20 protein-coding genes are annotated in these 18,699 nt (G+C 62.9%); 9 read left to right on the top strand and 11 right to left on the bottom strand.

Going from position 1 to position 18,699, the window contains the following annotated elements:
* Position 1 precedes the first annotated feature (1 nt).
* Both AC1U2B_RS19880 and AC1U2B_RS19875 read right to left on the bottom strand, forming a co-directional pair.
* On the bottom strand, positions 2–865 hold the full coding sequence (locus AC1U2B_RS19880) for an alpha/beta fold hydrolase (protein ID WP_480218136.1): 864 nt from the start codon (positions 863–865) through the stop codon (positions 2–4).
* Positions 866–925: 60 nt separating this feature from the next.
* The gene (locus AC1U2B_RS19875; protein ID WP_480218135.1) at positions 926–1,759 is read right to left on the bottom strand and encodes an alpha/beta fold hydrolase; all 834 of its coding nucleotides are present in this window, start codon (positions 1,757–1,759) and stop codon (positions 926–928) included.
* A gap of 98 nt (positions 1,760–1,857) precedes the next feature.
* Here AC1U2B_RS19875 and AC1U2B_RS19870 point away from each other — a divergent pair, with 98 nt between their 5' ends.
* The gene (locus AC1U2B_RS19870) at positions 1,858–2,442 is read left to right on the top strand and encodes a TetR/AcrR family transcriptional regulator (RefSeq protein WP_480218134.1); all 585 of its coding nucleotides are present in this window, start codon (positions 1,858–1,860) and stop codon (positions 2,440–2,442) included.
* 56 nt (positions 2,443–2,498) lie between these two features.
* Here AC1U2B_RS19870 and AC1U2B_RS19865 read toward each other — a convergent pair whose 3' ends face one another.
* Positions 2,499–3,071 carry a TetR/AcrR family transcriptional regulator gene (locus tag AC1U2B_RS19865; RefSeq protein WP_480218133.1) on the bottom strand — a complete coding sequence of 191 codons (573 nt, stop codon included), beginning with the start codon at positions 3,069–3,071 and terminating at the stop codon, positions 2,499–2,501.
* A gap of 126 nt (positions 3,072–3,197) precedes the next feature.
* On the opposite strand from AC1U2B_RS19865, the gene AC1U2B_RS19860 reads away from it, so the two are divergent.
* Both AC1U2B_RS19860 and AC1U2B_RS19855 read left to right on the top strand, forming a co-directional pair.
* Entirely contained in the window at positions 3,198–3,932 is a 735-nt protein-coding gene (locus AC1U2B_RS19860; protein WP_480218132.1) for an SDR family NAD(P)-dependent oxidoreductase, read from the top strand.
* 52 nt (positions 3,933–3,984) lie between these two features.
* Positions 3,985–4,416 carry a nuclear transport factor 2 family protein gene (locus AC1U2B_RS19855; protein ID WP_480218131.1) on the top strand — a complete coding sequence of 144 codons (432 nt, stop codon included), beginning with the start codon at positions 3,985–3,987 and terminating at the stop codon, positions 4,414–4,416.
* 12 nt (positions 4,417–4,428) lie between these two features.
* On the opposite strand, the gene AC1U2B_RS19850 is transcribed toward AC1U2B_RS19855, so the two are convergent.
* From AC1U2B_RS19850 to phoU, 3 genes are all read right to left on the bottom strand, one after another.
* A complete protein-coding gene (locus AC1U2B_RS19850) occupies positions 4,429–4,707 on the bottom strand; it encodes a DUF3349 domain-containing protein (protein ID WP_480218130.1) in 279 nt (92 codons plus the stop codon).
* A 19-nt stretch (positions 4,708–4,726) separates the two neighbouring features.
* Entirely contained in the window at positions 4,727–5,077 is a 351-nt protein-coding gene (locus AC1U2B_RS19845; protein WP_480218129.1) for a hypothetical protein, read from the bottom strand.
* Between the two features lie 108 nt (positions 5,078–5,185).
* Positions 5,186–5,827, bottom strand: coding sequence for a phosphate signaling complex protein PhoU (gene phoU, locus AC1U2B_RS19840; protein ID WP_260937687.1), 642 nt, complete (start codon positions 5,825–5,827; stop codon positions 5,186–5,188).
* Positions 5,828–6,303: 476 nt separating this feature from the next.
* On the opposite strand from phoU, the gene AC1U2B_RS19835 reads away from it, so the two are divergent.
* The 3 genes from AC1U2B_RS19835 (at position 6,304) to AC1U2B_RS19825 (ending at position 9,963) form a co-directional block, all read left to right on the top strand.
* Entirely contained in the window at positions 6,304–8,067 is a 1,764-nt protein-coding gene (locus AC1U2B_RS19835) for an ABC transporter ATP-binding protein (protein WP_480218128.1), read from the top strand.
* 134 nt (positions 8,068–8,201) lie between these two features.
* Positions 8,202–8,864 carry a response regulator gene (locus tag AC1U2B_RS19830; protein WP_480218127.1) on the top strand — a complete coding sequence of 221 codons (663 nt, stop codon included), beginning with the start codon at positions 8,202–8,204 and terminating at the stop codon, positions 8,862–8,864.
* Positions 8,865–8,979: 115 nt separating this feature from the next.
* Complete coding sequence (locus AC1U2B_RS19825; RefSeq protein WP_480218126.1) at positions 8,980–9,963, top strand: sensor histidine kinase; 984 nt, start codon at positions 8,980–8,982, stop codon at positions 9,961–9,963.
* A 560-nt stretch (positions 9,964–10,523) separates the two neighbouring features.
* On the opposite strand, the gene AC1U2B_RS19820 is transcribed toward AC1U2B_RS19825, so the two are convergent.
* Positions 10,524–11,027 carry a hypothetical protein gene (locus AC1U2B_RS19820; protein WP_480218125.1) on the bottom strand — a complete coding sequence of 168 codons (504 nt, stop codon included), beginning with the start codon at positions 11,025–11,027 and terminating at the stop codon, positions 10,524–10,526.
* A 150-nt stretch (positions 11,028–11,177) separates the two neighbouring features.
* Complete coding sequence (locus AC1U2B_RS19815; RefSeq protein ID WP_480218124.1) at positions 11,178–11,414, bottom strand: hypothetical protein; 237 nt, start codon at positions 11,412–11,414, stop codon at positions 11,178–11,180.
* A 245-nt stretch (positions 11,415–11,659) separates the two neighbouring features.
* On the opposite strand from AC1U2B_RS19815, the gene mspA reads away from it, so the two are divergent.
* A complete protein-coding gene (gene mspA / locus AC1U2B_RS19810) occupies positions 11,660–12,280 on the top strand; it encodes a porin MspA (RefSeq protein WP_480218323.1) in 621 nt (206 codons plus the stop codon).
* Positions 12,281–12,390: 110 nt separating this feature from the next.
* Here mspA and AC1U2B_RS19805 read toward each other — a convergent pair whose 3' ends face one another.
* Entirely contained in the window at positions 12,391–13,704 is a 1,314-nt protein-coding gene (locus AC1U2B_RS19805) for an alpha/beta hydrolase (RefSeq protein WP_480218123.1), read from the bottom strand.
* Positions 13,705–15,108: 1,404 nt separating this feature from the next.
* Positions 15,109–15,999, bottom strand: a complete 891-nt coding sequence (locus AC1U2B_RS19800; RefSeq protein ID WP_480218122.1) for a helix-turn-helix domain-containing protein — start codon at positions 15,997–15,999, stop codon at positions 15,109–15,111.
* 128 nt (positions 16,000–16,127) lie between these two features.
* Between AC1U2B_RS19800 and AC1U2B_RS19795 the strand changes: the two genes are divergently transcribed.
* On the top strand, positions 16,128–17,033 hold the full coding sequence (locus tag AC1U2B_RS19795) for an MBL fold metallo-hydrolase (RefSeq protein WP_480218121.1): 906 nt from the start codon (positions 16,128–16,130) through the stop codon (positions 17,031–17,033).
* A gap of 23 nt (positions 17,034–17,056) precedes the next feature.
* Positions 17,057–18,490 (top strand): carboxylesterase/lipase family protein, encoded by a 1,434-nt coding sequence (locus tag AC1U2B_RS19790; RefSeq protein WP_480218120.1) that lies wholly within the window; start codon positions 17,057–17,059, stop codon positions 18,488–18,490.
* 51 nt (positions 18,491–18,541) lie between these two features.
* Here AC1U2B_RS19790 and AC1U2B_RS19785 read toward each other — a convergent pair.
* On the bottom strand, positions 18,542–18,699 hold a 158-nt coding region (locus tag AC1U2B_RS19785; protein ID WP_480218322.1), incomplete at its 5' end, for a DUF3237 family protein.

The following is an 18,699-nucleotide window of genomic DNA, read 5'->3' as shown; positions in this document are numbered from 1 at the left end:
GCTACTGGCCGTCGGCGGCGAGGAACGACGCGGCGATCGGCGCGAACTGCTCGTGGTACTGGAAGATGCCACCGTGCCCGGAGTTGGGATAGATGATCAGTTCTGATCCCGCGATGCGCCGGTGGAGATCCTCAGATAGCACCGTTGGCACCATTCGGTCGTGGTCACCGTTGGCGATCAACGTCGGCTGAGTGATCTTTGACAGGTCCGACGGCCTGGAACGGCCGTAGGCCTTGATCGCTTTGAGCTGGGTCTGGAGCGCACTGATCGTGATGTCCTTGTCGCGGTCGGTGGTGCGTTCCTTGAGTCGGTTGACGAACTGCTTGCCGGCACGCTTGCCCACGGCGTCGCGGTTGAAGAACAAGAACTCCTTGGGATCGGAACGAGTCAGCGTGGCCCGCAGCATGTCCCAGTAAGTGACGCCCGCCACCTTGTCCATGTCCTTGCCGCCGCGCGGCCCGGTCCCGGTCAGCACCAGCCTGCGCACCAGTTCAGGATGCTTGAGCGCCAAATCCTGAGCGATCATGCCACCCATCGAGAACGAGAACACATCAATCTTCTTGAACCCCAACGCCGTGATGAAGGTGTACGCATCGTCGGCAGCTTCTTCGATGGTGCCCGGCACTTTGCCGCTGGACGCTCCCACGCCCTTGTTGTCGAAGGCGATCACGTGGCGGGTCTTGGCGATCGGGTCGATGATTCGTGGATCCCAATTGTCCAGGGTCGCGGCCAGGTGCACGAAGAACACCACCGGGATGCCGCCTTTGGGACCGAGTTCGCGGTAGGCATAGGTGGTGCCCCCGGCGGTTACAGTGCGCGACGGCGCCTTGGCGTAGGAGGTGATGATGTCACTGATACTGCTCATGAGGTACTCGTTTCTTCAATAGTGCTGCGGTGCATGAGATTTGCGCGACCCGACTGACAATCAGTCAGCGAGGAACCCGAGAGCGTCGGGAATGAAGGTGGTGTGATGCTGGAAGATCCCGCCGTGCCCCGAGCGCGGGTAAATCTTCAACTCCGCGTTGGGGATTCGCCGCGCCATGTCCGCCGACAAGCTGCTTGCCACCATGAGGTCGTCATCGCCGTTGGCGACCAGGACGGGAACCGTGATCCGCGACAGGTCGTCGGGTGTGGCCTTGCCGCCGTTGACGATCGCTTTGAGCTGCGCGAGCCGCGCTTGCATCGAGACCTTCTTGTCCCGATCGTAGGTTCGCTCCTGTAGGCGGGCGAAGTAGTCGGAGGCGGCGCGTTTACCTTCCGCGGTGCGGGGAAAGAACAGGTACTCGCGGGGGTCTTTTCGCGTCAGGAGGGCCTTGATGTAGGCGACGGCGACGATTTTGCGCATCGCGTCGATTCCGCCGCCACCGCGAGGTCCGGTGCCCGCCAAGATCATTCGCCGAACCAGGTCGGGCGCCTTGAGTGCCACCACCTGTGCAACGGCCCCGCCGAGGGAGAACCCGATCAGATCCACCTTGGTCAATCCGAGCGCTCGGATGAACGCAATCGCGTCGTCGGCCATCTGGTCGATGTTGTCCGGTACTGCCGATCCGGTGGCCCCAACGCCTCGGTTGTCGAACGCGACGACACGGTGGTGCGCCGCGATGCCGTCGATCACCCTTGGGTCCCAGTCGTCGAGCACGGCGGTGAAGTGATGCAGGAACACCACGGGCACGTCGGATTCGACGCCGAGCTCCCGGAATGCGAACGGCACTCCGTTGACGTCGATTGTCTTGGTGGGCGTGTCTTCCCAGGTGAGCATGTCAAACCTCTCGGCGCGGCTTTGATATTACGATCATAATATTATGACTGTACTATCATCGTCAAGAGTGGTTCGTGACACAAGCGGAGGTGAGTTCCATGGCCAGATATGGAGCGGAACACAAGACTGAGACGCGTCGGCGCATCATCGCGGCAGCCAGCCGGCGCCTCAAACAAGACGGCATCGACGGTTCGGGGATCGCCGCGGTGATGTCCGATGCCAACCTCACCAACGGCGCGTTCTACGCACACTTCGAATCCAAGAACGATCTCGTCGCGAGCGTCATCACCGATCAACTCGAACAACAGCGGGCCGCCGTCAGCGCCCTAGGGGCTGATCGCGATTCACTGGAAGGCTATATCCGCGAATATCTGTCCACCGGACACCGGGACAACCAGCCCGACGGCTGCCCGACGGCGCCATTGCTGAGTGAAATCGGGCGTTGCGATGACGTCGTCAGGGACGCCTATTCCGCTGGGGCGCAATCGATCGTCCAGGAAATTGCCGCGCACCTCCCGGCCGTGAGATCGCAAGCGAATCGGATGCAGACAGCGTGGGGCCTGTTCAGCATTCTGGTCACGTCGCTGCAACTCGCCCGAGCGATCACCGACCCCGAAGTCTCCGCCCAAGTGCTCGACGCCGGGATCAACAACGCTCTTCAGATTCTCGACAGTCCGGAATGACATCGCCGGCACCGCAAGCTAATTGAGGTTTCCAAAACGGAGGCGTTCAGGCCAAGTCAGACAGTCGCGGGGATAGCGTTGTCGATGAGCACGACCGCGATGGCGGCGGCGGTGGCGAAGGCGTCAGTGTTGAGGACTCGGTTGCGCGCCGAAGCGCCATCCAAGAGCAGCGCCAGTTGTTCGCCGAGTTCTTCGGGGTTGGTGGCGCCGGCCTCGCGCGCGGCTTCGGTGAGCCGCGCGGCGAAGGCCCTCTTGTAATCGGCGGCATGTACGCGTGCCGGGTGCTCCGGGTCGTGGATTTCGACAGCCGCTGCGATGAACGGGCACAGCGGCGCGCGAATGTCGAAGGCAGCGAGGAGCCGTTCGCGGGGCGTGAGGTCGGTGCGCTCGAACACCTCGGGCAGGACTTCGGGATCAAATTGGCGTAGATGTTCGGCAATCAACTGATCCTTGCCGGCGAAGTGCTGGTAGAACGTGCGCTTGGACACCTGAGCCACCGCGCAGAGTTGGTCCAGGCCGGTGCTGTTGATCCCTTGATCGCGAAACAGTTGCCGGGAAGCGCCGACGATGCGCTCTCGTGCGCCCCTGCCGCGGCGCAGGCCTCGCGGCCCCTTCTCCAACTCCGTCATACACCCAGCGTAGCCCAGTTGGGTACGGATCTGTGTACATAGCTTGCGTTCCCTGCGGCCGGTCGCTACGTTAAGTAATCAGATCGGTGTACATAACACCGGCGCTTTCCGATAATGGGAGTAATCGTGGGAAAACTCGATGGCAAGGTCGCGGTAATTACGGGCGGAACAAGTGGCATGGGGCTGGCCGGCGCCAAGTTGTTCGTCGAAGAAGGCGCTCACGTCTTCGTCACGGGCCGACGGAAGGATGCGGTGGACGACGCCGTTGCGCTGATCGGCCGGAACGTGACTGGCGTACAAGGTGATTCGGCCGACCTCGGCGATCTGGACCGTTTGTACGACACCGTCAAACAAGAAAAGGGCTCGATCGACGTGTTGTGGGCTAGCGCCGGAACGGGCGCGCAGGCCAAGCTCGGCGAGATCACCGAGGAGGATTTCGATGCCACCTTCTCGCTGAATGCGCGCGGCACGCTGTTCACAGTCCAGAAGGCGCTGCCACTGTTCAACGATGGCGGCTCGATCTTCATGACCGGGTCAAACGCATCGCTTCGGGGCTACCCCAATTGGAGTGTGTACGCGGCAAGCAAGGCCGTGCTGCCCGCCTACGCACGGGTATGGGTGTCGGAGTTGAGGGACAGGAAGATCCGGGTGAACGTGCTGACCCCCGGCCAGGTCGGCTCGCCGATGTTGGCCAAGGTGATGGATGAGGAGATGAAGGCACAGTTCGAGTCCGTGATCCCGCGGCGCGAGATGGGCCGCCCCGAGGAGATCGCGTCGGCCGCATTGTTCCTCGCCTCGGATGACTCGAGCTATGTCAATGGCATGGAGCTGGTGGTAGACGGCGGCACCACGGTCATCTAGTGCGACAACGGCTCTCACACACCACGAGCAACCAAGCGCACGAGGAGTAACCATGACCACCTTCGCCCCACACCGTGACACCGTGCAGTCCTTCGTCGACTGCATGCACGGCGGCGCAGACAACGACGCCTTGGCCGGAATGCTCGCCGAAGACGTGGTGCTGTACGGCCCGCTCGGCGATGAACCAGTGACCGGCCGAGAAGCAGTCCTGGAAGCAATGCAGACCGTAGGCACGGTGGCGACCAGCCTCACGTACAAGGAGGTCCTCTCCGGTACGACGCACCACGCCGCATACTTTCGGCTGCAGGTCGAAGGCACCGCGGTCGACGGGATGGACTACATCCTGCTCGACGCCAACGGCAAGATCACCGAGGTGACCATCTGGTGGCGCCCGCTGCCATCCGGCGTCCAGATGCAGGGCCGCCTTGCGGGTCTGCTCGGCATGCAGCCCTGGGAACTCCGTACTGAGGCGGCGTCAGGGTGAAGCCCGCCGCTACTACAGACCGAACAGCGATCGCCTGACGCGATCGATATCTGTGCGGGCGGCAAGCGTGTCGGTGATGGCCATGACGGCGACGGCGATCTCGATATCCGATATGGCCGCTCGACGCTGTTGCGCGAAAAGACTTTTCAGCCTGTCGATGTCGCTGTCGGTGAGCCGGCGGGGCATCAGCGCCAACAGGGGGTTGTAGCCGTTGGCGGGGGCCATGGGCGGCTGCCCGAGACGCAAGTAAGCGATCAACGTCGTGATCGCCCTGCCGAATCTGCTGCTCATGTCGGTGCTCGTCTGGTCATCATGCGGTGGGGAAACGCCGGTGGAGCGCGTCGCGCATGGCCTGTACTTCGTTCATGCGTGCGGCCAGCGTGCCGAGGTGTTTGTCGGTGCCGTGCTGGGCGCGGCGCCGCAGCGTGGTCGCCTGCGATTGCAGTTCGGCTAGTTCGTCGTCGAGCAGCTCGATGAAGCGCCGCGCCTGCAGCACGTCGGAATCACGCTGGCCTACCGGCGCCCGTTCGGGGGTGTTGAGCGTCGGCGGCGTGATCGGATCGGCGGGGCGTAGATGATGAATGTGGTGGGCTTCGGTGACTTCGTATGGCGCAGCATCCAGCCGAGCAGCCCGATGGGCGTCGGTGAACTCGGCCGTCATCGACACACGATCGCAAATCCGCAGGCCAGAATCAGTTTCCCTGCGGTATCTGTCCCGTAAGGAGCCGTTCACACTCGGTTCACCCGGGTTGTGAGCTTTATGCCCGCGTCAGTCCCGTGTGCCGGTGCTTCGGTAGATGACATTGTGGGCGATTTCGACGGCGTGGTCGGCGAAGCGTTCGTAATAGCGGCTCAGCAGGGTGACATCAACGGCGGTGGTGGTGCCATGGGACCACTGCGGGTCCATCACCACCACGAACAGGCGCCGGTGGATATCGTCCATGGCTTCATCGTCAGCGTTGAGCTGGGCTGCCTTGTCGGTGTTCCCGTCGAGCACAACACATTTGGTGTCTTGCGCGAGCCGCACGGCGATGCTTCCCATCTCGGCGAAATGGCCACTCACATCGCCCGGCACGGCGGTCTCGGGGTGGCGGCGGCGACTGATCTGAGCGACGTGCGCCGCCAGGGCGCCCATGCGCTGCAGATCAGCGACATTGCGCATGCCGGCGAGGACGGCGCGCAGATCGCGGGCCACCGGGGCTTGGCGGGCCAGGATGGTGAACGTGTCCGCTTCCAAGGCAGCGCACTTGGCGTCGATGTCGTGGCGACGGTCAATGACATGTTCGGCGGCACCGAGGTCGGCGTGCAGCAACGCATCAGTCGCCAGCTGCATCATGGCGGCGGTGCGGTCACACAGGTCGGCGATGCCGTCGTTGAGCGCATCGAGTTGCTCATGGAAGACAGTTCGCATGGGTTACCACCCTACGACGCGCATGGAACTCTGCATGACGTGAAGGTTAATGTCAGCAAACAACCTGTTCGTCGCGAGCTCAATGGAGCGGACGGCTCTCGATACGGTAATCCGAGGCCGTTGGGTGTGTCAGCCGGGATTCTGTCTTGCGCTCTTCCCTCCAGCTGGAGGGAAAGTCTGGCCAGATGGCGGATGGCAGCGGAGCGTCCCGACGCGCAGAGTCGGTTGTGAATGACGTGACGGCATCTCTGGAGGTAATGGCCGGACTGCGATCGGTGTCGCGGACGGACCGCTTCCGGCCCGGGCTGCGACGCGACTTCGGCGCAATGGTGAGGCTCGTTCCCAATTGAGCCGTCCCCGCCGGCAGGGGCGTCTTCTAGCGCATCCGGAGGTAGCGGTTATTCGACTCTGCTCCCGCCACCATACTCACCCGACTTAGACCGTATCGGTCTGCAGCACAATCTATTTGGATAGAGATGTATTCAAACGCTTCACATCGCTTCGCGCGGCTGCGCGTACTCTGGTCGTTCGCCTCCCCGCACCGCACCAAGCTTGCAATCGGCCTTGTATTGGGGCTGTTGGCCTCCGCCGCCGGTTTGGCGAGCCCGATGATCACCAAATTGGTGTTGGATTCACTAGGTGCGAGGACGTCTCTACTACTCCCGGTGGCGGCCCTCGTCGGCCTGCTGATATTCAGCGCCGTCATCGCCTACGTGGAATCGATTCTGCTCGCCGTCGTCGGTGAGCGCATTGTGCTCGACGCTCGTAAGAGCTTGGTACACAGGTTCTTACGAGCGACCGTACCCACGATCAGTAGCCATCGGCCCGGCGAGCTGGTCACCCGCGTGACCTCTGACACCGTGTTGCTTCACGAGGCGTCCGCGAGCATCAGCGGTTTGATCAACGGCACCGTCATGCTGACGGGCACCTTCGTCCTCATGGCTGTACTGGACATCCCGCTGCTTGCCACCACGCTCGTCACAGTCGCCGTCGTTACCGCCCTCTTCGCCGCGCTGATGCCCGGCATCGCCACCGATCAGCAACAAGCGCAGCATCACCTCGGAAAAGTGGGCGGCTTACTTGAAGGCGCCGTGCGCGCCATCCGCACTGTGAAGGCCAGCCGGGCCGAAGAACGCCAGGCCGACCGAATAATCCACGAGGCCAACGCGTCCACCCGTCACGCGATCCGCGCCGCTCGCCGCGAATCCCTTGCCTGGACGTTCGCCTCGGCCGGCGCGAACCTCGCGATCGTGGTCGTCTTGGCAATGGGCGCATGGCGTGTCAGCGAAGGCGCTATGGCGCTATCCAGCCTGATCGCTTTTCTGCTCTACGCATTCGGTCTGATCGATCCCATCACCGAGCTGTCCCACAACGTCACGACGCTTCAGGCCGGCATCGCAGCGGCAGGTCGTATCTGCCAAGCTGAGGCCCTCCCCCTCGAATCCGATTCCGCCACGGTCTCGGCCCAGAACAGCCAGTCCGCTGGTGACGCGCCGGTCCTTGAGTTTCGTTCGGTGACTGCCGGTTACCCAGGGGCATCGGAGATTGTGCGCGACATCGACCTGGTGATCAGGCGGTGCAGCCACACCGCGATCGTCGGACCATCCGGCGCGGGGAAGACGACAATGCTGTCGCTCATCATGCGGTTCCTCGAACCGGCACACGGCCAACTCCTCCTCAACGGCCGTCCCTACCATGGCTACACCCACGCAGAACTCCGTGAACGCACGGCGTTCGTGGAGCAGGACACTCCGATAGTGCCCGGAACAGTTCGCGACAATCTCCTCTACACGTTTCCCGATGCATCGGAGGCAGAACTGCACCACGTGCTGCACGAGGTTCGACTGGCGGAGGAGATCACAGAACTCGAACATGGCCTAGACACCGACCTCAATTCGTCAGCAGTCTCAACCGGGCAACGACAGCGCATCGCACTGGCGCGCGCTCTGCTGCGCCCGTCCGATGTGCTAGTCCTTGACGAGGCGACGGCACACCTCGACGGCTTGACCGAAACCGCAATAGCCGCGTGCATACGTCAGCGTGCACGCAAACAGGCCGTCATCACCGTTGCCCACCGACTCTCCACAGTCATCGATGCGGACACCATCCTGGTCATGGAACGCGGCCGAATACGCGCACACGGCACGCACCGTGACCTTATTGCCGGCGACGAGATGTATCGCAGCCTCGTCAACGCCATGCGCGTTGCAGACCCGACCGATTGCCCGATCGGCGGGTAACAACTCCTCCACCCGGCTGAGCTGCGCATCCAACAGGCCGCAATGCTCCAGGTTGATTCGGCCCGCCGGACAATCGGAGCTACCGTCAAGTGCCGAACCCGTCCGCAGTTGAACGCAGTAGTGAGGAGGCCGCCGTGCCGCGCATTGTCATCGTCGACGACGAAGCACTGCTCCGATCAGGATTCGAGCTGATCTTGTCAGCGGCCGCCGACATTGAGGTGGTCAAGACCTGCGACGGCGTACAGGCTGTGGACGTCATCCGCGAGCAGCGGCCCGACGTGGTGCTGCTCGACATCCGTATGCCCGGCAAGGACGGCCTCACCGTGCTGGCCGAACTTCAGCGGTTGCCCACACCACCGGTAGTAGCGATGCTCACCACATTCGACGCAGACGAGTACATCACTGAGGCACTGCGCGCAGGCGCGTCCGGGTTTCTGCTGAAAGATACCGACCCCGAACAACTTCCGCATATGGTCCGCAGTCTGGCCGCCGGCGGATTGGTTCTTTCGGGAGGCGTCAGCCCCAAGGTGATCTCCGGGTACCTCGACGACCGCATCGACCGTGACGCCGAAGCGAAGCTGCAGGCACTGACCGACCGCGAAACCGAAGTGCTGCAGCTGCTTGCACAAGGCCATTCCAACGGTGAGATTGCGGCCACGCTCTACACCAGTGTCGGAACGGTCAAAGACCAAGTCAGCTCGATTCTGTCGAAGCTCTCGGTCAAGAGCCGCGTGGAGGCAGCCATCATCGCTCAACGGGCCGGCGTTCTCGACGACGACGCACAGCATGACCGCTAGTTGGCAACGAATCTGCCGGCGACTGATCACCGACGGGATGCTGATCGGACTCGCCGCCGCCGATGCCATCCTCAACGGCCTCGACGACAGACCCTCGCCGCGGAATCTGTGCTTCGTGGTCATCGCCGTCGCCGTACTGTTGGTGCGGCGCCGTATCCCCTACCTCAGCTTCGCGGCCACGATTCCGGCACTCGTCGTCGGTTCAACCGTGATCGCCACCCTCGTCGCGTTGTACACGGTCGCCGAGCTGCGGCCTGCGCGCTATAGATTGGCGCTTTGCGCAGCAACGACATTCGTCTGCTACACGAGCTTTTGGGAGATGCCGCGTCTCAACGCCAGCCGACTGCTCGACATCGTTTACGCGATCCTGTTCACCGGCGCGCCCCTGCTGCTGGGCCTGCTGACGCGCGCCCGCGCAGAACTGTCGGCCAAACTTGCCGAAATCGACCGCGCCCGAGAACACGAACAGGAGTTGCTGATCGACAAGGCGTTAGCGCGTGAACGGGCCAACCTGTCCCGAGAAATGCACGACGTGGTGTCGCATCAGGTCAGCTTGATCGCCGTCCAGGCAGGCGCACTACAGGTGACTGCTCCCGATGCCGCCACCGCGCGGACCGCCCGAACCATCAGGACTCTGAGCGTGCAAACGCTCGACGAACTTCGCGACATGGTCGGGGTGCTGCGGGCATCGGGAAGCGAGGCGGTGACGCTCACCCCACAGCCGGGCGTCGACGACGTGCAAGGCCTCGTCGCCAACTCGGGGATCGACACCACCATCACCACCAACTACGACGGCGCCGTCAAGCCGTCTGCGGCCGTGCAGCGTGCCATATATCGGGCCGTCCAAGAAGGCCTCACGAACGTCGCCAAACACGCGCCCGGGGCGACCGCGTCCCTAGAACTGATCATCGACAAGCGCCGGGTCTGCGTCACTCTCACCAATTCCAGACCGACCTACGCAGCCGACAAGTTGCCCAGCGACCGAAACGGTCTACTCGGCCTGCGTGAACGCGCCGAACTTCTCGGCGGCTCTTTACAATCCGAGGCCCTCAGCGACGGCGGCTACCGGCTATCGATGCGCCTTCCCCTGCAACCCTGAACCGTCCCACCAACACCAAAGTGGGGCTCGGGAGCCGGCGTTACCGGTGGGTCGCAGGGGGTGCCGGCGTCGGCTGGACCGAACCTCCTACAGTCCCGCTGTCGTCAGGACGAGTCCACCGACCCCATTCTCCATCTTCGTCAGGATCGCCCGCACTCATATCCCAGCCGGCTTCGTAGCCACCGTCATACCCGCCATCGCCCACGTACATCCCCTGTTGGCTGCCGATGAGCAAACCGAACAGAAAAATGGCAGCCGTGATGAATACACCACCCACCGCGATACCCACACCGGCAGCGATCCGATAGACCCGGGGCGACGATCCAGGCTGTGTCGGCAAGACACCGTCCTGAAGCCTGGCGATTGGTGACTCGGTTCTTGTTTGCGTTATTTCTGACATGACAACAGCTTGACGACGTCAACCGCCTAGGGAAATCCTCCGAACGACGATAACTTTCTACCCAAGTGGATGAGATTTACGGCCAGACGAACTGATTTCTCGATGAATCATGTTGGAGTACAAAGCCTGAGGCCGCGAGCGGCCCGACAGATGGCGCAAACTACTTTATTACCAGGTTCAGGCTCGCCACCACGAGACCGATCGCAGTGTTCGCCAAACCGACACCAAACAGCCCCCACTTGCGGTACCCGCTCTTGAAGGCCGCGATCGCACCGAGACAAAAGAGGACTGCGGCATTCACCGCGAGGGCGCCGGTCGTATAGCCGAGTGAAACCAGTGATCCATCCGGGGTGAAGGTGTCATCACCCCAATGCGCCGCCGAGGCCGCAGCGAGGACCAGCAGGGTCGGAATACAGGCCACCACCATCGGGATACCAGTGAGCATGGACCGCCCCAAGTCCTGCCAGAAAGTAGCCGGTGAATCGACGTGATGTGTCGATACATGCTGTCCGTAGCTCCGCGTAACCGCCGCGGCTACAACCGAAATCAGTACCCACGTAAACACATACCACGGACTCTGCCCCGGTGGGATCGCCGCGAGCACCACACTTACGAGCACGGTTCCGACGACCCACCCGTATATCGTGTTCGTATCCAGTTTCACATCGCGAATAGTAGCTTCGTCCAAATCTTTGCGGAGATCGTGACGCGGTTGGAATCAGAGTCGTGCAGTGTGGAAGTTCGGTTTTCGACGGTTGCCATAGCCCGCGCACACGAATGTTCCCCTCGGATGCTTCTGAAGAGGGCAGGTGCATTACCTGGCCGAATCGGCGGCCAGCCCTGCACACTGCGGTGTTTCGATCGGACCAAGGAAGAGCGCGTCCGGACGCAGCCATTCCGCCGCCGCTGCAACACCTCCCGCTAAGAGGAGAGAGATGACCACGAAGATCATCACGGTCGTCAGGACCTCCGCCCGGTCGAGGCCCTGCAGTGATTCGCCTGGTATGCAACCGAATCCATCGACTCGCGTGCCGCTGGTTGTCTTTTCCACCGGAGCAATTCTGCAGCCACTGTCTCCAGTGCTCAATCGCCCCACCGGCTGTCATCGCCATCCAGGTGACTGAACTCCAGCAGACACGGCTGCTGCGTGCATTCGCGCTCGACGACCCGGATGTTCGGTCACATCCCGCCGGGTGGATGCCGGATATCGCCACGTGGCGGATTCCGCCCAGCCGATACCCGAGACAGGCTGATACCGGCCGTAGCCGGCTGTTGCCCAGTTTGTCGAGGGAGCAAATGAAAATCCTGCATCGCGCGCTAGCCGTCACTGCCTCCGTAGCGACGCTGTTGTCTACCGGCACGGCAATCTCGCGCGCAGCACTGGACAACCAACTTGCCGTGGTTGATGGCAAGGACCGAACATTGACCATCCAGCAGTGGGACACCTTCCTCAACGGGGTAGCACCTTTGGACCGCAATCGACTGACCCGTGAGTGGTTCCAATCAGGCAGAGCAAAGTACGTCGTCGACGGCCCGGGATCTGATGACTTCGTAGGCAAGATCGAGCTGGGCTATCAGATCGGCTTCCCGTGGTCGCTCGGAGTGGGTATCAAGTTCAGCTACACCACCCCGAACGTCTTGCTCGACAAGAGCACCTTCAGGCGTCCGCAGATCATCACCCCGAACTTGTTCCCCGGGGTGTCCATCAGCGCAAACTTGGGCAATGGGCCTGGCATCCAGGAGGTCGCCACCTTCGCTGTCGCCGTCGAAGGCCCGGCGGGAGCCGTAGCGGTATCAAACGCCCACGGCACGCTGACGGGAGCCGCCGGCGGCGTTCTCCTTCGTCCGTTCGCGCGTCTCATCAGCAAGTCCGGTGACAGCGTGACCACCTACGGCGATTCCTGGAATATGAACTAGCACAACCGGCTACCCGATCCGCCTTCCGGCATACGCTGTGTACGTTCGCGGCCACGCCGACGCGGACAGACGGACCACCGCACGTCACGCCACCAATGAGGACCAAACCCCTAGTCGATCAGCCTGAGGTGTCTTGCAAGCCATGGCAATTCAATCTCAAGGGCAACTGAGAACACGCGCCAGTCGTGCGATCCGGGAAGTTCGGTGTAGTGGCTTTTCATTCCCGCAGCTTTCGTTGCGTCGAACACCGCTTTCGCGTCAGCTTTCGTTGCGCCGTCTGCAGCGCCGATCACGATGGCGCCGGCACTGAACGGATAGCGTTGCATCCGAAGGAGATCCAGTGGATTCACTCGGCGAAATGCGGCCTCGTCCCCGGCAAAGGCTTCGGCAACGGTTCGTCGTCGATCGCCCAGGCTGGGCTCTGCAGAGCCGGCGATGTCGATGAACGTCGGGTACACATCGGCATGGTTGGTGGCAAGCTGCAGGGCGCAAGTACCTCCGTAGGAAGCTCCGGCGATCGCCCAGGCGTCCGGCCGTGTGTCGACGGACAGGTTGGCCCGGATCCACGCTGGCACATCGAAGGCAAGGTAGGCGTCGACGTTGCCGCGGGCAGAGTTGAGACAAAGCGGATCGGCGAATTGACTTCCTGTCGCGTCGGGCACTACTACAACTGGGGCTAAGCCGTGATGCGCCTTGACAAATCGGTCCATCGTGCGCGCCAGTTTCCCCGCACTCAGCCAATCCTGCGGCATTCCAGGCTGGCCGCTCACCAGCACCAAGACGGGCAGTCGGGGCGGCAGCTGAGCGAAATACGCCGGCGGCAGATAGATCTTCGCCGCACGAGCCGAGAAGCCGGATATGCGCCCCGGAATGATCGCTGAGGTGAGCTTGCCGCTCATCATCAGATCCGGCGGCAATCTCCAATGCGATTCCAACGTACCCGTCACAGGTCGCGGTAGCGAGTGGGCTTGCTTGGGAGGCAACACAATATCGTCCTTCAGCGCCAGCCCGAGCGCGTCGCGAGATGTTGGATACGCGGCATAAACGCCGTTGACCTGATTCGCACACGCCACACAAATGAGCAAAGCCGCGATCACGGCCGTCCCGCCTGGCCGCCAACGGCGACAAGACGTCACCACACTCACCGCCAGAGCCGCCGCGAAGAAGGCCGTCCCCACCCACAGATGGACGACAAACGGCAACCGGTCGGGAAAAAGTAGCCACACATCGCGTGCCAGGTACACGCTCGTGGCCGTGACAGTAACTGCCACGACAAGAGTTATCGCGCAGCGCAGTGCTTTTGCCCATACGCTGCCCACCGCCAACATAAGTCGGAGCAACAGCCATGTTCCCGCCGCCGCAGCACCAAGACGCAAAACCACTGGAACAGGTCCGGTCAGCAGTTGCCAATCCAGCGGGCTCAACACTTCCCCTCGTCTCGGCACAGAGATGACGACATTCCAGACGCGACATGCACCGCTGGTCACCGACGCATGTCTCGCACAGAATCCGTTGTTCGGTTGGGCACGGCTTGCCCTCGTTTGGGACGCAAGTCAAAGGCTCAAAAGGCCTCAAATGCCGTGGCCGAAACTCGTGTCGGTAAATAGTTGCTGCCTTCGGTACGGCGAGTCAGCGGGCGCCGCAAAGAACGCGCCCCAGCTACCAGGGCTGCGACCAATCCCAAGCCCGCGGAGCGCGTACATCGGGCGAGGTATAGATCTGGCTGTGACCAAGACGTTCACATTGGGTGGTAGTCGGCCCCGTATTGGCGCAGTCCGAATCGGCACTGGCGAGCGCCGGTTCCATGAGCCCCACAGCGATGAGAACCAACGCAGCGACGAAGGCTCGCGCGGTAACTCGCCTCGCCCTCGTTAGGCCCGCATCGGTAGTCGCTTTGCCGCCGAAACTTCGCCGTTCGCTCGCATCGAGATCACCACCGCGGTTCCGAGCTGCGCGAGTTGCATTTGCCTGAAACATGTTTCGATCATGAGCAGAACACCTCTGCCGATCAAGGGGCCGATCGGCCGTACTTGGCGCCGACCGGCTGGAATTTCTCCCGCCTAGATCGACGCGGACGGCACGTGCGGCGCGCGGGGTGTGGTGACATGAAGGAGACCTCCATTTACGACGGCGATACGTCAGGAGAAGGTGACAAGGCAAGTGTCCGTCTGGCGGACATCCCAACTACGTCGAACCACGGTTCACGCTAGACGGGACATTTCAGAATCACATTCCAGCTGGCAGATCCGCCAAACTGCGTCGCGCCGAATTACCACCGGTTACGGAGAAGACCTCCTCCACTGTAGGTTGCATTTCTCCGTGTCATATCCCACTCCCCTGACCTGCGACTTCGCAGGAGTGCATCAGGTTTGGCGGGGCGGGTTTGCATAGTAGATGGCGAATCCTAGAACGGTACGGTGGTACCCAAATGGGTCAACCCTCGCGGACAGGCGCGGGCTCCGTCGCTGCACAGTTCGGGCACCGAAGTAGCCGGCGACCTCGACTCCGTGGCCGCTCCCACGTGTGGTTACATTTGAGGACACTCGAGAGTCTGAATCTTCGGAGGCTGCTGAGCTACAACAGGTTTCACGCGAAATGTCGGTTAACGACGCTCCACACGAGAGGTGCCCGGAGCCGGCGAAATACCTCAGCCAATTGCATACGCAAAGCGCTGTCGTCAAAGCCTGGCGCCTCAGCCAACGTCGACGACGAGCCACGAATTCATGTCGGCCCGCGGTCACGGTGCAGTTGATCGAAGTGCCTAGGCGCAACTGACGACGGAATTCGCCCCAGAGGCGTTGGCGCTTTCGGACTTCTTCCCATGAGCCTCAGCGGCGCAACTTCTCCGGCAGCTCACGGTCATCCACGGATGTGCCCAGCGTTCGCAGCAGCGCCAGCGCCCGCTCCGAGGGGGACCCCGCAACGGTTGTGGCCACGATCAGGCTCTGACCAGGCGAGCGCGCGATGGTCAACGTCTGCTGAGTGACAGTCAGGGCGCCTACCACCGGATGGTGTAGGTCATAGGACGCGGCATCACAGGGCGTGATCCGATGATCGCCCCACATCGCGACGAACTCCGAGCTCTTCATCGTCAGCTCACCGATGAGAGCGGCGAGGTCACGATCGTCGGGATACCGGCCGACGGCGATACGCAGATTGCCCACCACTGCCCTGGCCTTGCGCCGCCAGTCCGTGTAGAGCTCGCGCTTGTGTCCGTCCAAGAACACCATTCGGCTCATGTTGGGCCGGTTCACCACATCGTCCACGGCGGTCCGGTCGACGTGTCCCGCCAGCAGCGCGTGCCCCAGCTGATTCCACGCCAGCACATCGGTGCGCCGGCCCAGAACCAGCGCCGGAACACCGTCGAGGGCGCGAAGCAGATCCCGCGTCTCGTCACTGATCTTTTCTGGCCGCGTGCGCCGCGGCCCAGATGCCCGCCGCGCGGCCCCCGCCAACCGTTCGAGGTGCTCACGTTCGTGCGTATCGAGTTGCAGCGCAGCGGCAATCGCTTCCAGAACCTCGGGTGACGCGCCGCGGGAGATCCCCTGCTCGAGCCGCGTGTAATAGGACACGCTGACTCCCGCCAGGTGCGCCACCTCGTCGCGACGCAGACCCTGTACCCGTCGTCGCCCACCGAAGTCCGGCAAACCGATGTCCTCGGGTCGGGTACGTGCACGCCGCGCCTGCAGAAACTCTCCGAGCGGCCCTGGTCCGTCCATCTCTTCAGTATCCGCGCGCTGTTGGGATCCCAGCCTCACCCTGACAGGGGTAGGACCGACGAGGTGTGGCTGCCCGCGGCGCACATCGACAGGCTCGTGTGAGCACCGCCGATGACCGAGGGAGTCAGATGGATCAGATCGAGTTGGGCGACGTCACCGTCACCCGTGTCAAGGAGTACTACGGCTCCGTGCGGATGGGGCCCGCAGACTTCTTCCCAGACAGCACCAAGCATGACTGGGAAGCCAACAAACACTGGCTGGCGCCTGATTTCTGGGATCCCGGCACCGATCAGTGCATCTCGGCGATCCAGACCTGGGTGCTGCGCAGCTCGGGACGCATCATCCTGGTCGACACCGGTGTCGGCAACCACAAGGAACGCCCACATGTCCCGGTGTGGAACCACCTCGACACGGCGTTCCTCGACAACCTCGCCGCTGCCGGTGTTTCGCCCGAGGACGTCGACGTGGTGATCAACACCCACCTGCACATCGACCACGTGGGCTGGAACACCCGTCTGGACGGTTCGACGTGGGTGCCCACCTTCCCGAACGCGACCTACCTGATGCCACAACGCGATTTCGACTTCTGGAACCCGGCCAATGCCCACGAACCCGCCGCCAGTCGCGGGAGTCTGAATGTTTTCGAAGACAGCGTCACCCCGGTGCATCGAGCCGGGTTGACCCATCTGTGGGACGAGACCTACCAGATCGACAAAAATCTGCGGCTGGATCTCGCGGCCGGACATACCCCCGGCTCGTCGGTCCTGACATTGGAATCCGGTGGAGATCGCGCGATGTTCGTCGGCGATCTCATCCACACCCCGCTCCAGATTGTCACGCCGCATACCAACAGTTGCTTCTGCGAGGACCCAGTGGAATCACGCAACACCAGGCACAAGCTGTTGGGCCGCGCCAGCGAAGACAATGCGCTCCTGTTCCCCGCGCATCTCGGCGGACATGGCGCTGTCGAAGTGGTCCGGGACGGCTCAAGTTTCGCCATCAAGCGCTGGGCCGGTTTCGCCCGTATCAGCTGAGACCAATCACCAGAGGAGAACCCTTGTCTCAGAACAATGTTCCTGTCGTCAGAACCCCTTACGGCGCGGTGCGCGGAGTCCGCCGCCATGGCGGTGAGCGGTACCGCGCGATCCCCTATGCCACCACCCCGACGGGAGCGGCCCGGTTCGCTCCGCCGGCACCGCACCCGGGCTGGGACGGCGTACGCGACGCGACGGGTCCCGGGGCGACCGCGCCACAACCCGTCCGAGAGTTCGGTGCTCTCGACATGGGACCGTACTTCGGTCCCGGATGGGTGCGCGGCGCGGACTATCTGACGCTCGACGTGCACACTCCCGCCGCCGACGATGCCTCAAGACCAGTCATGGTGTTCGTCCACGGCGGCGGATTCGTCACGGGATCGTCGCAGGCCGCGCTGTACGACGGTCGGGCATTCACCCGCGACGGCGTCGTACTGGTCACCCTCAACTACCGCCTGGGCATCTCAGGTTTCCTCGACGTTCCCGGTGCGCCGCGCAACCGCGGGTTGCTCGACGTGCTGGCCGCGCTGCGGTGGGTCCGCGACACGATCAGCGCCTTTGGTGGTGACCCGACCAATGTCACCCTGTTCGGCCAGTCCGCCGGCGCCACCTTGGTGGGCGCGCTGCTCGCCACGACGGAGGCCGCCGGGCTGTTCCAGCGGGCCATCATGCAGAGTGGCAGCGGCACAGGCGCTTTCACGCCGGAGCAGGCTGCCCGAGTCACCCGCGCTGCGGCCGCCGAGCTTGCTACAGATCCCACCACCGACGGGCTCGCAGACATCCCCGATGAACAGTTCGTCGCCGTACTGCCTGCACTGGCGGGTCTCGACCTGCGCACCGCTACTGCCAACGACCCGCTGGTGGGCCTCAGCCCGTTCAGCCTCGTCTTGGACCAACAGCCCGCCGACGCGCTGGCGCACGGCCCGGCGGCCGACGTCGCTCTGCTCATCGGCACCAACACCGAAGAGGGCAACCTGTATCTCGTTCCCCAGGGCACCTTCGATACGTCGCAGCACGATGATGTCGTGGCCGTTGCGGCACAAACACATTCGGATCCAGCTGCGGCGGCAGCAGTGGCCGCCAACCATCCACATGCCACGCACGGCGAAGTACGCTCGGCCCTGCTCGGCGACGCGCTCTTCGGTGCCGGCTCGGCCCGGATGGCGCAAGCCCACTCATCGATCTCTCAGCGCGGCACCTACGTCTACCGCTTCGGCTTCCGCTCGACGGCGGTCGACGGCAAGCTCGGCTCTGCGCACACCGTGGAGCTTCCATTCGTCTTCGACATCACCGATTCGCCGTGGCTGCATGGGAAGACAGGTCTGCTCGGGCCCGATCCGGTTCCGGAGGGTCTGGCCCGACGGATGCACCGTTCTTGGGTAGCGTTCGCCCGCAACGGTTCTCCTGACTGGAGCCGCTATCGTGGCGATGACGATTCCGTGCAGCACTTCGAGTAGTGAGATCGCCGCCCGTAAGTGCACGCGTCCGACAACGTTGCAGTCGACCGATCAGACGACGACGCGGAAGACTTGGAATTCGACGACGGGTCCGGGTTGGACGCGTCCTTGTCCGACGAAGATGGTTTGGTTGACCCAGGCGTATCGGGGGTCTCCGGATTCCAGGCGTGGGGTGGTGACGAAGTAGTGGTCTCCGTAGTTGGTGCCGG

The organism is Mycolicibacterium sp. P4_G11, assembly GCF_056555145.1.
Note: the sequence above shows the minus strand (reverse complement) of the source record. Positions and strands in the feature narration are given on the sequence as shown.

Bases quoted from the DNA above. Each gene is read 5' to 3' on its own strand.
- AC1U2B_RS19880 (WP_480218136.1), bottom strand. From the start codon at position 865: ATGAGCAGTATCAGTGACATCATCACCTCCTACGCCAAGGCGCCGTCG.
- AC1U2B_RS19875 (WP_480218135.1), bottom strand. From the start codon at position 1,759: ATGCTCACCTGGGAAGACACGCCCACCAAGACAATCGACGTCAACGGA.
- AC1U2B_RS19870 (WP_480218134.1), top strand. From the start codon at position 1,858: ATGGCCAGATATGGAGCGGAACACAAGACTGAGACGCGTCGGCGCATC.
- AC1U2B_RS19865 (WP_480218133.1), bottom strand. From the start codon at position 3,071: ATGACGGAGTTGGAGAAGGGGCCGCGAGGCCTGCGCCGCGGCAGGGGC.
- AC1U2B_RS19855 (WP_480218131.1), top strand. From the start codon at position 3,985: ATGACCACCTTCGCCCCACACCGTGACACCGTGCAGTCCTTCGTCGAC.
- AC1U2B_RS19850 (WP_480218130.1), bottom strand. From the start codon at position 4,707: ATGAGCAGCAGATTCGGCAGGGCGATCACGACGTTGATCGCTTACTTG.
- AC1U2B_RS19845 (WP_480218129.1), bottom strand. From the start codon at position 5,077: ATGACGGCCGAGTTCACCGACGCCCATCGGGCTGCTCGGCTGGATGCT.
- phoU (WP_260937687.1), bottom strand. From the start codon at position 5,827: ATGCGAACTGTCTTCCATGAGCAACTCGATGCGCTCAACGACGGCATC.
- AC1U2B_RS19835 (WP_480218128.1), top strand. From the start codon at position 6,304: ATGTATTCAAACGCTTCACATCGCTTCGCGCGGCTGCGCGTACTCTGG.
- mspA (WP_480218323.1), top strand. From the start codon at position 11,660: ATGAAAATCCTGCATCGCGCGCTAGCCGTCACTGCCTCCGTAGCGACG.
- AC1U2B_RS19800 (WP_480218122.1), bottom strand. From the start codon at position 15,999: ATGGACGGACCAGGGCCGCTCGGAGAGTTTCTGCAGGCGCGGCGTGCA.
- AC1U2B_RS19795 (WP_480218121.1), top strand. From the start codon at position 16,128: ATGGATCAGATCGAGTTGGGCGACGTCACCGTCACCCGTGTCAAGGAG.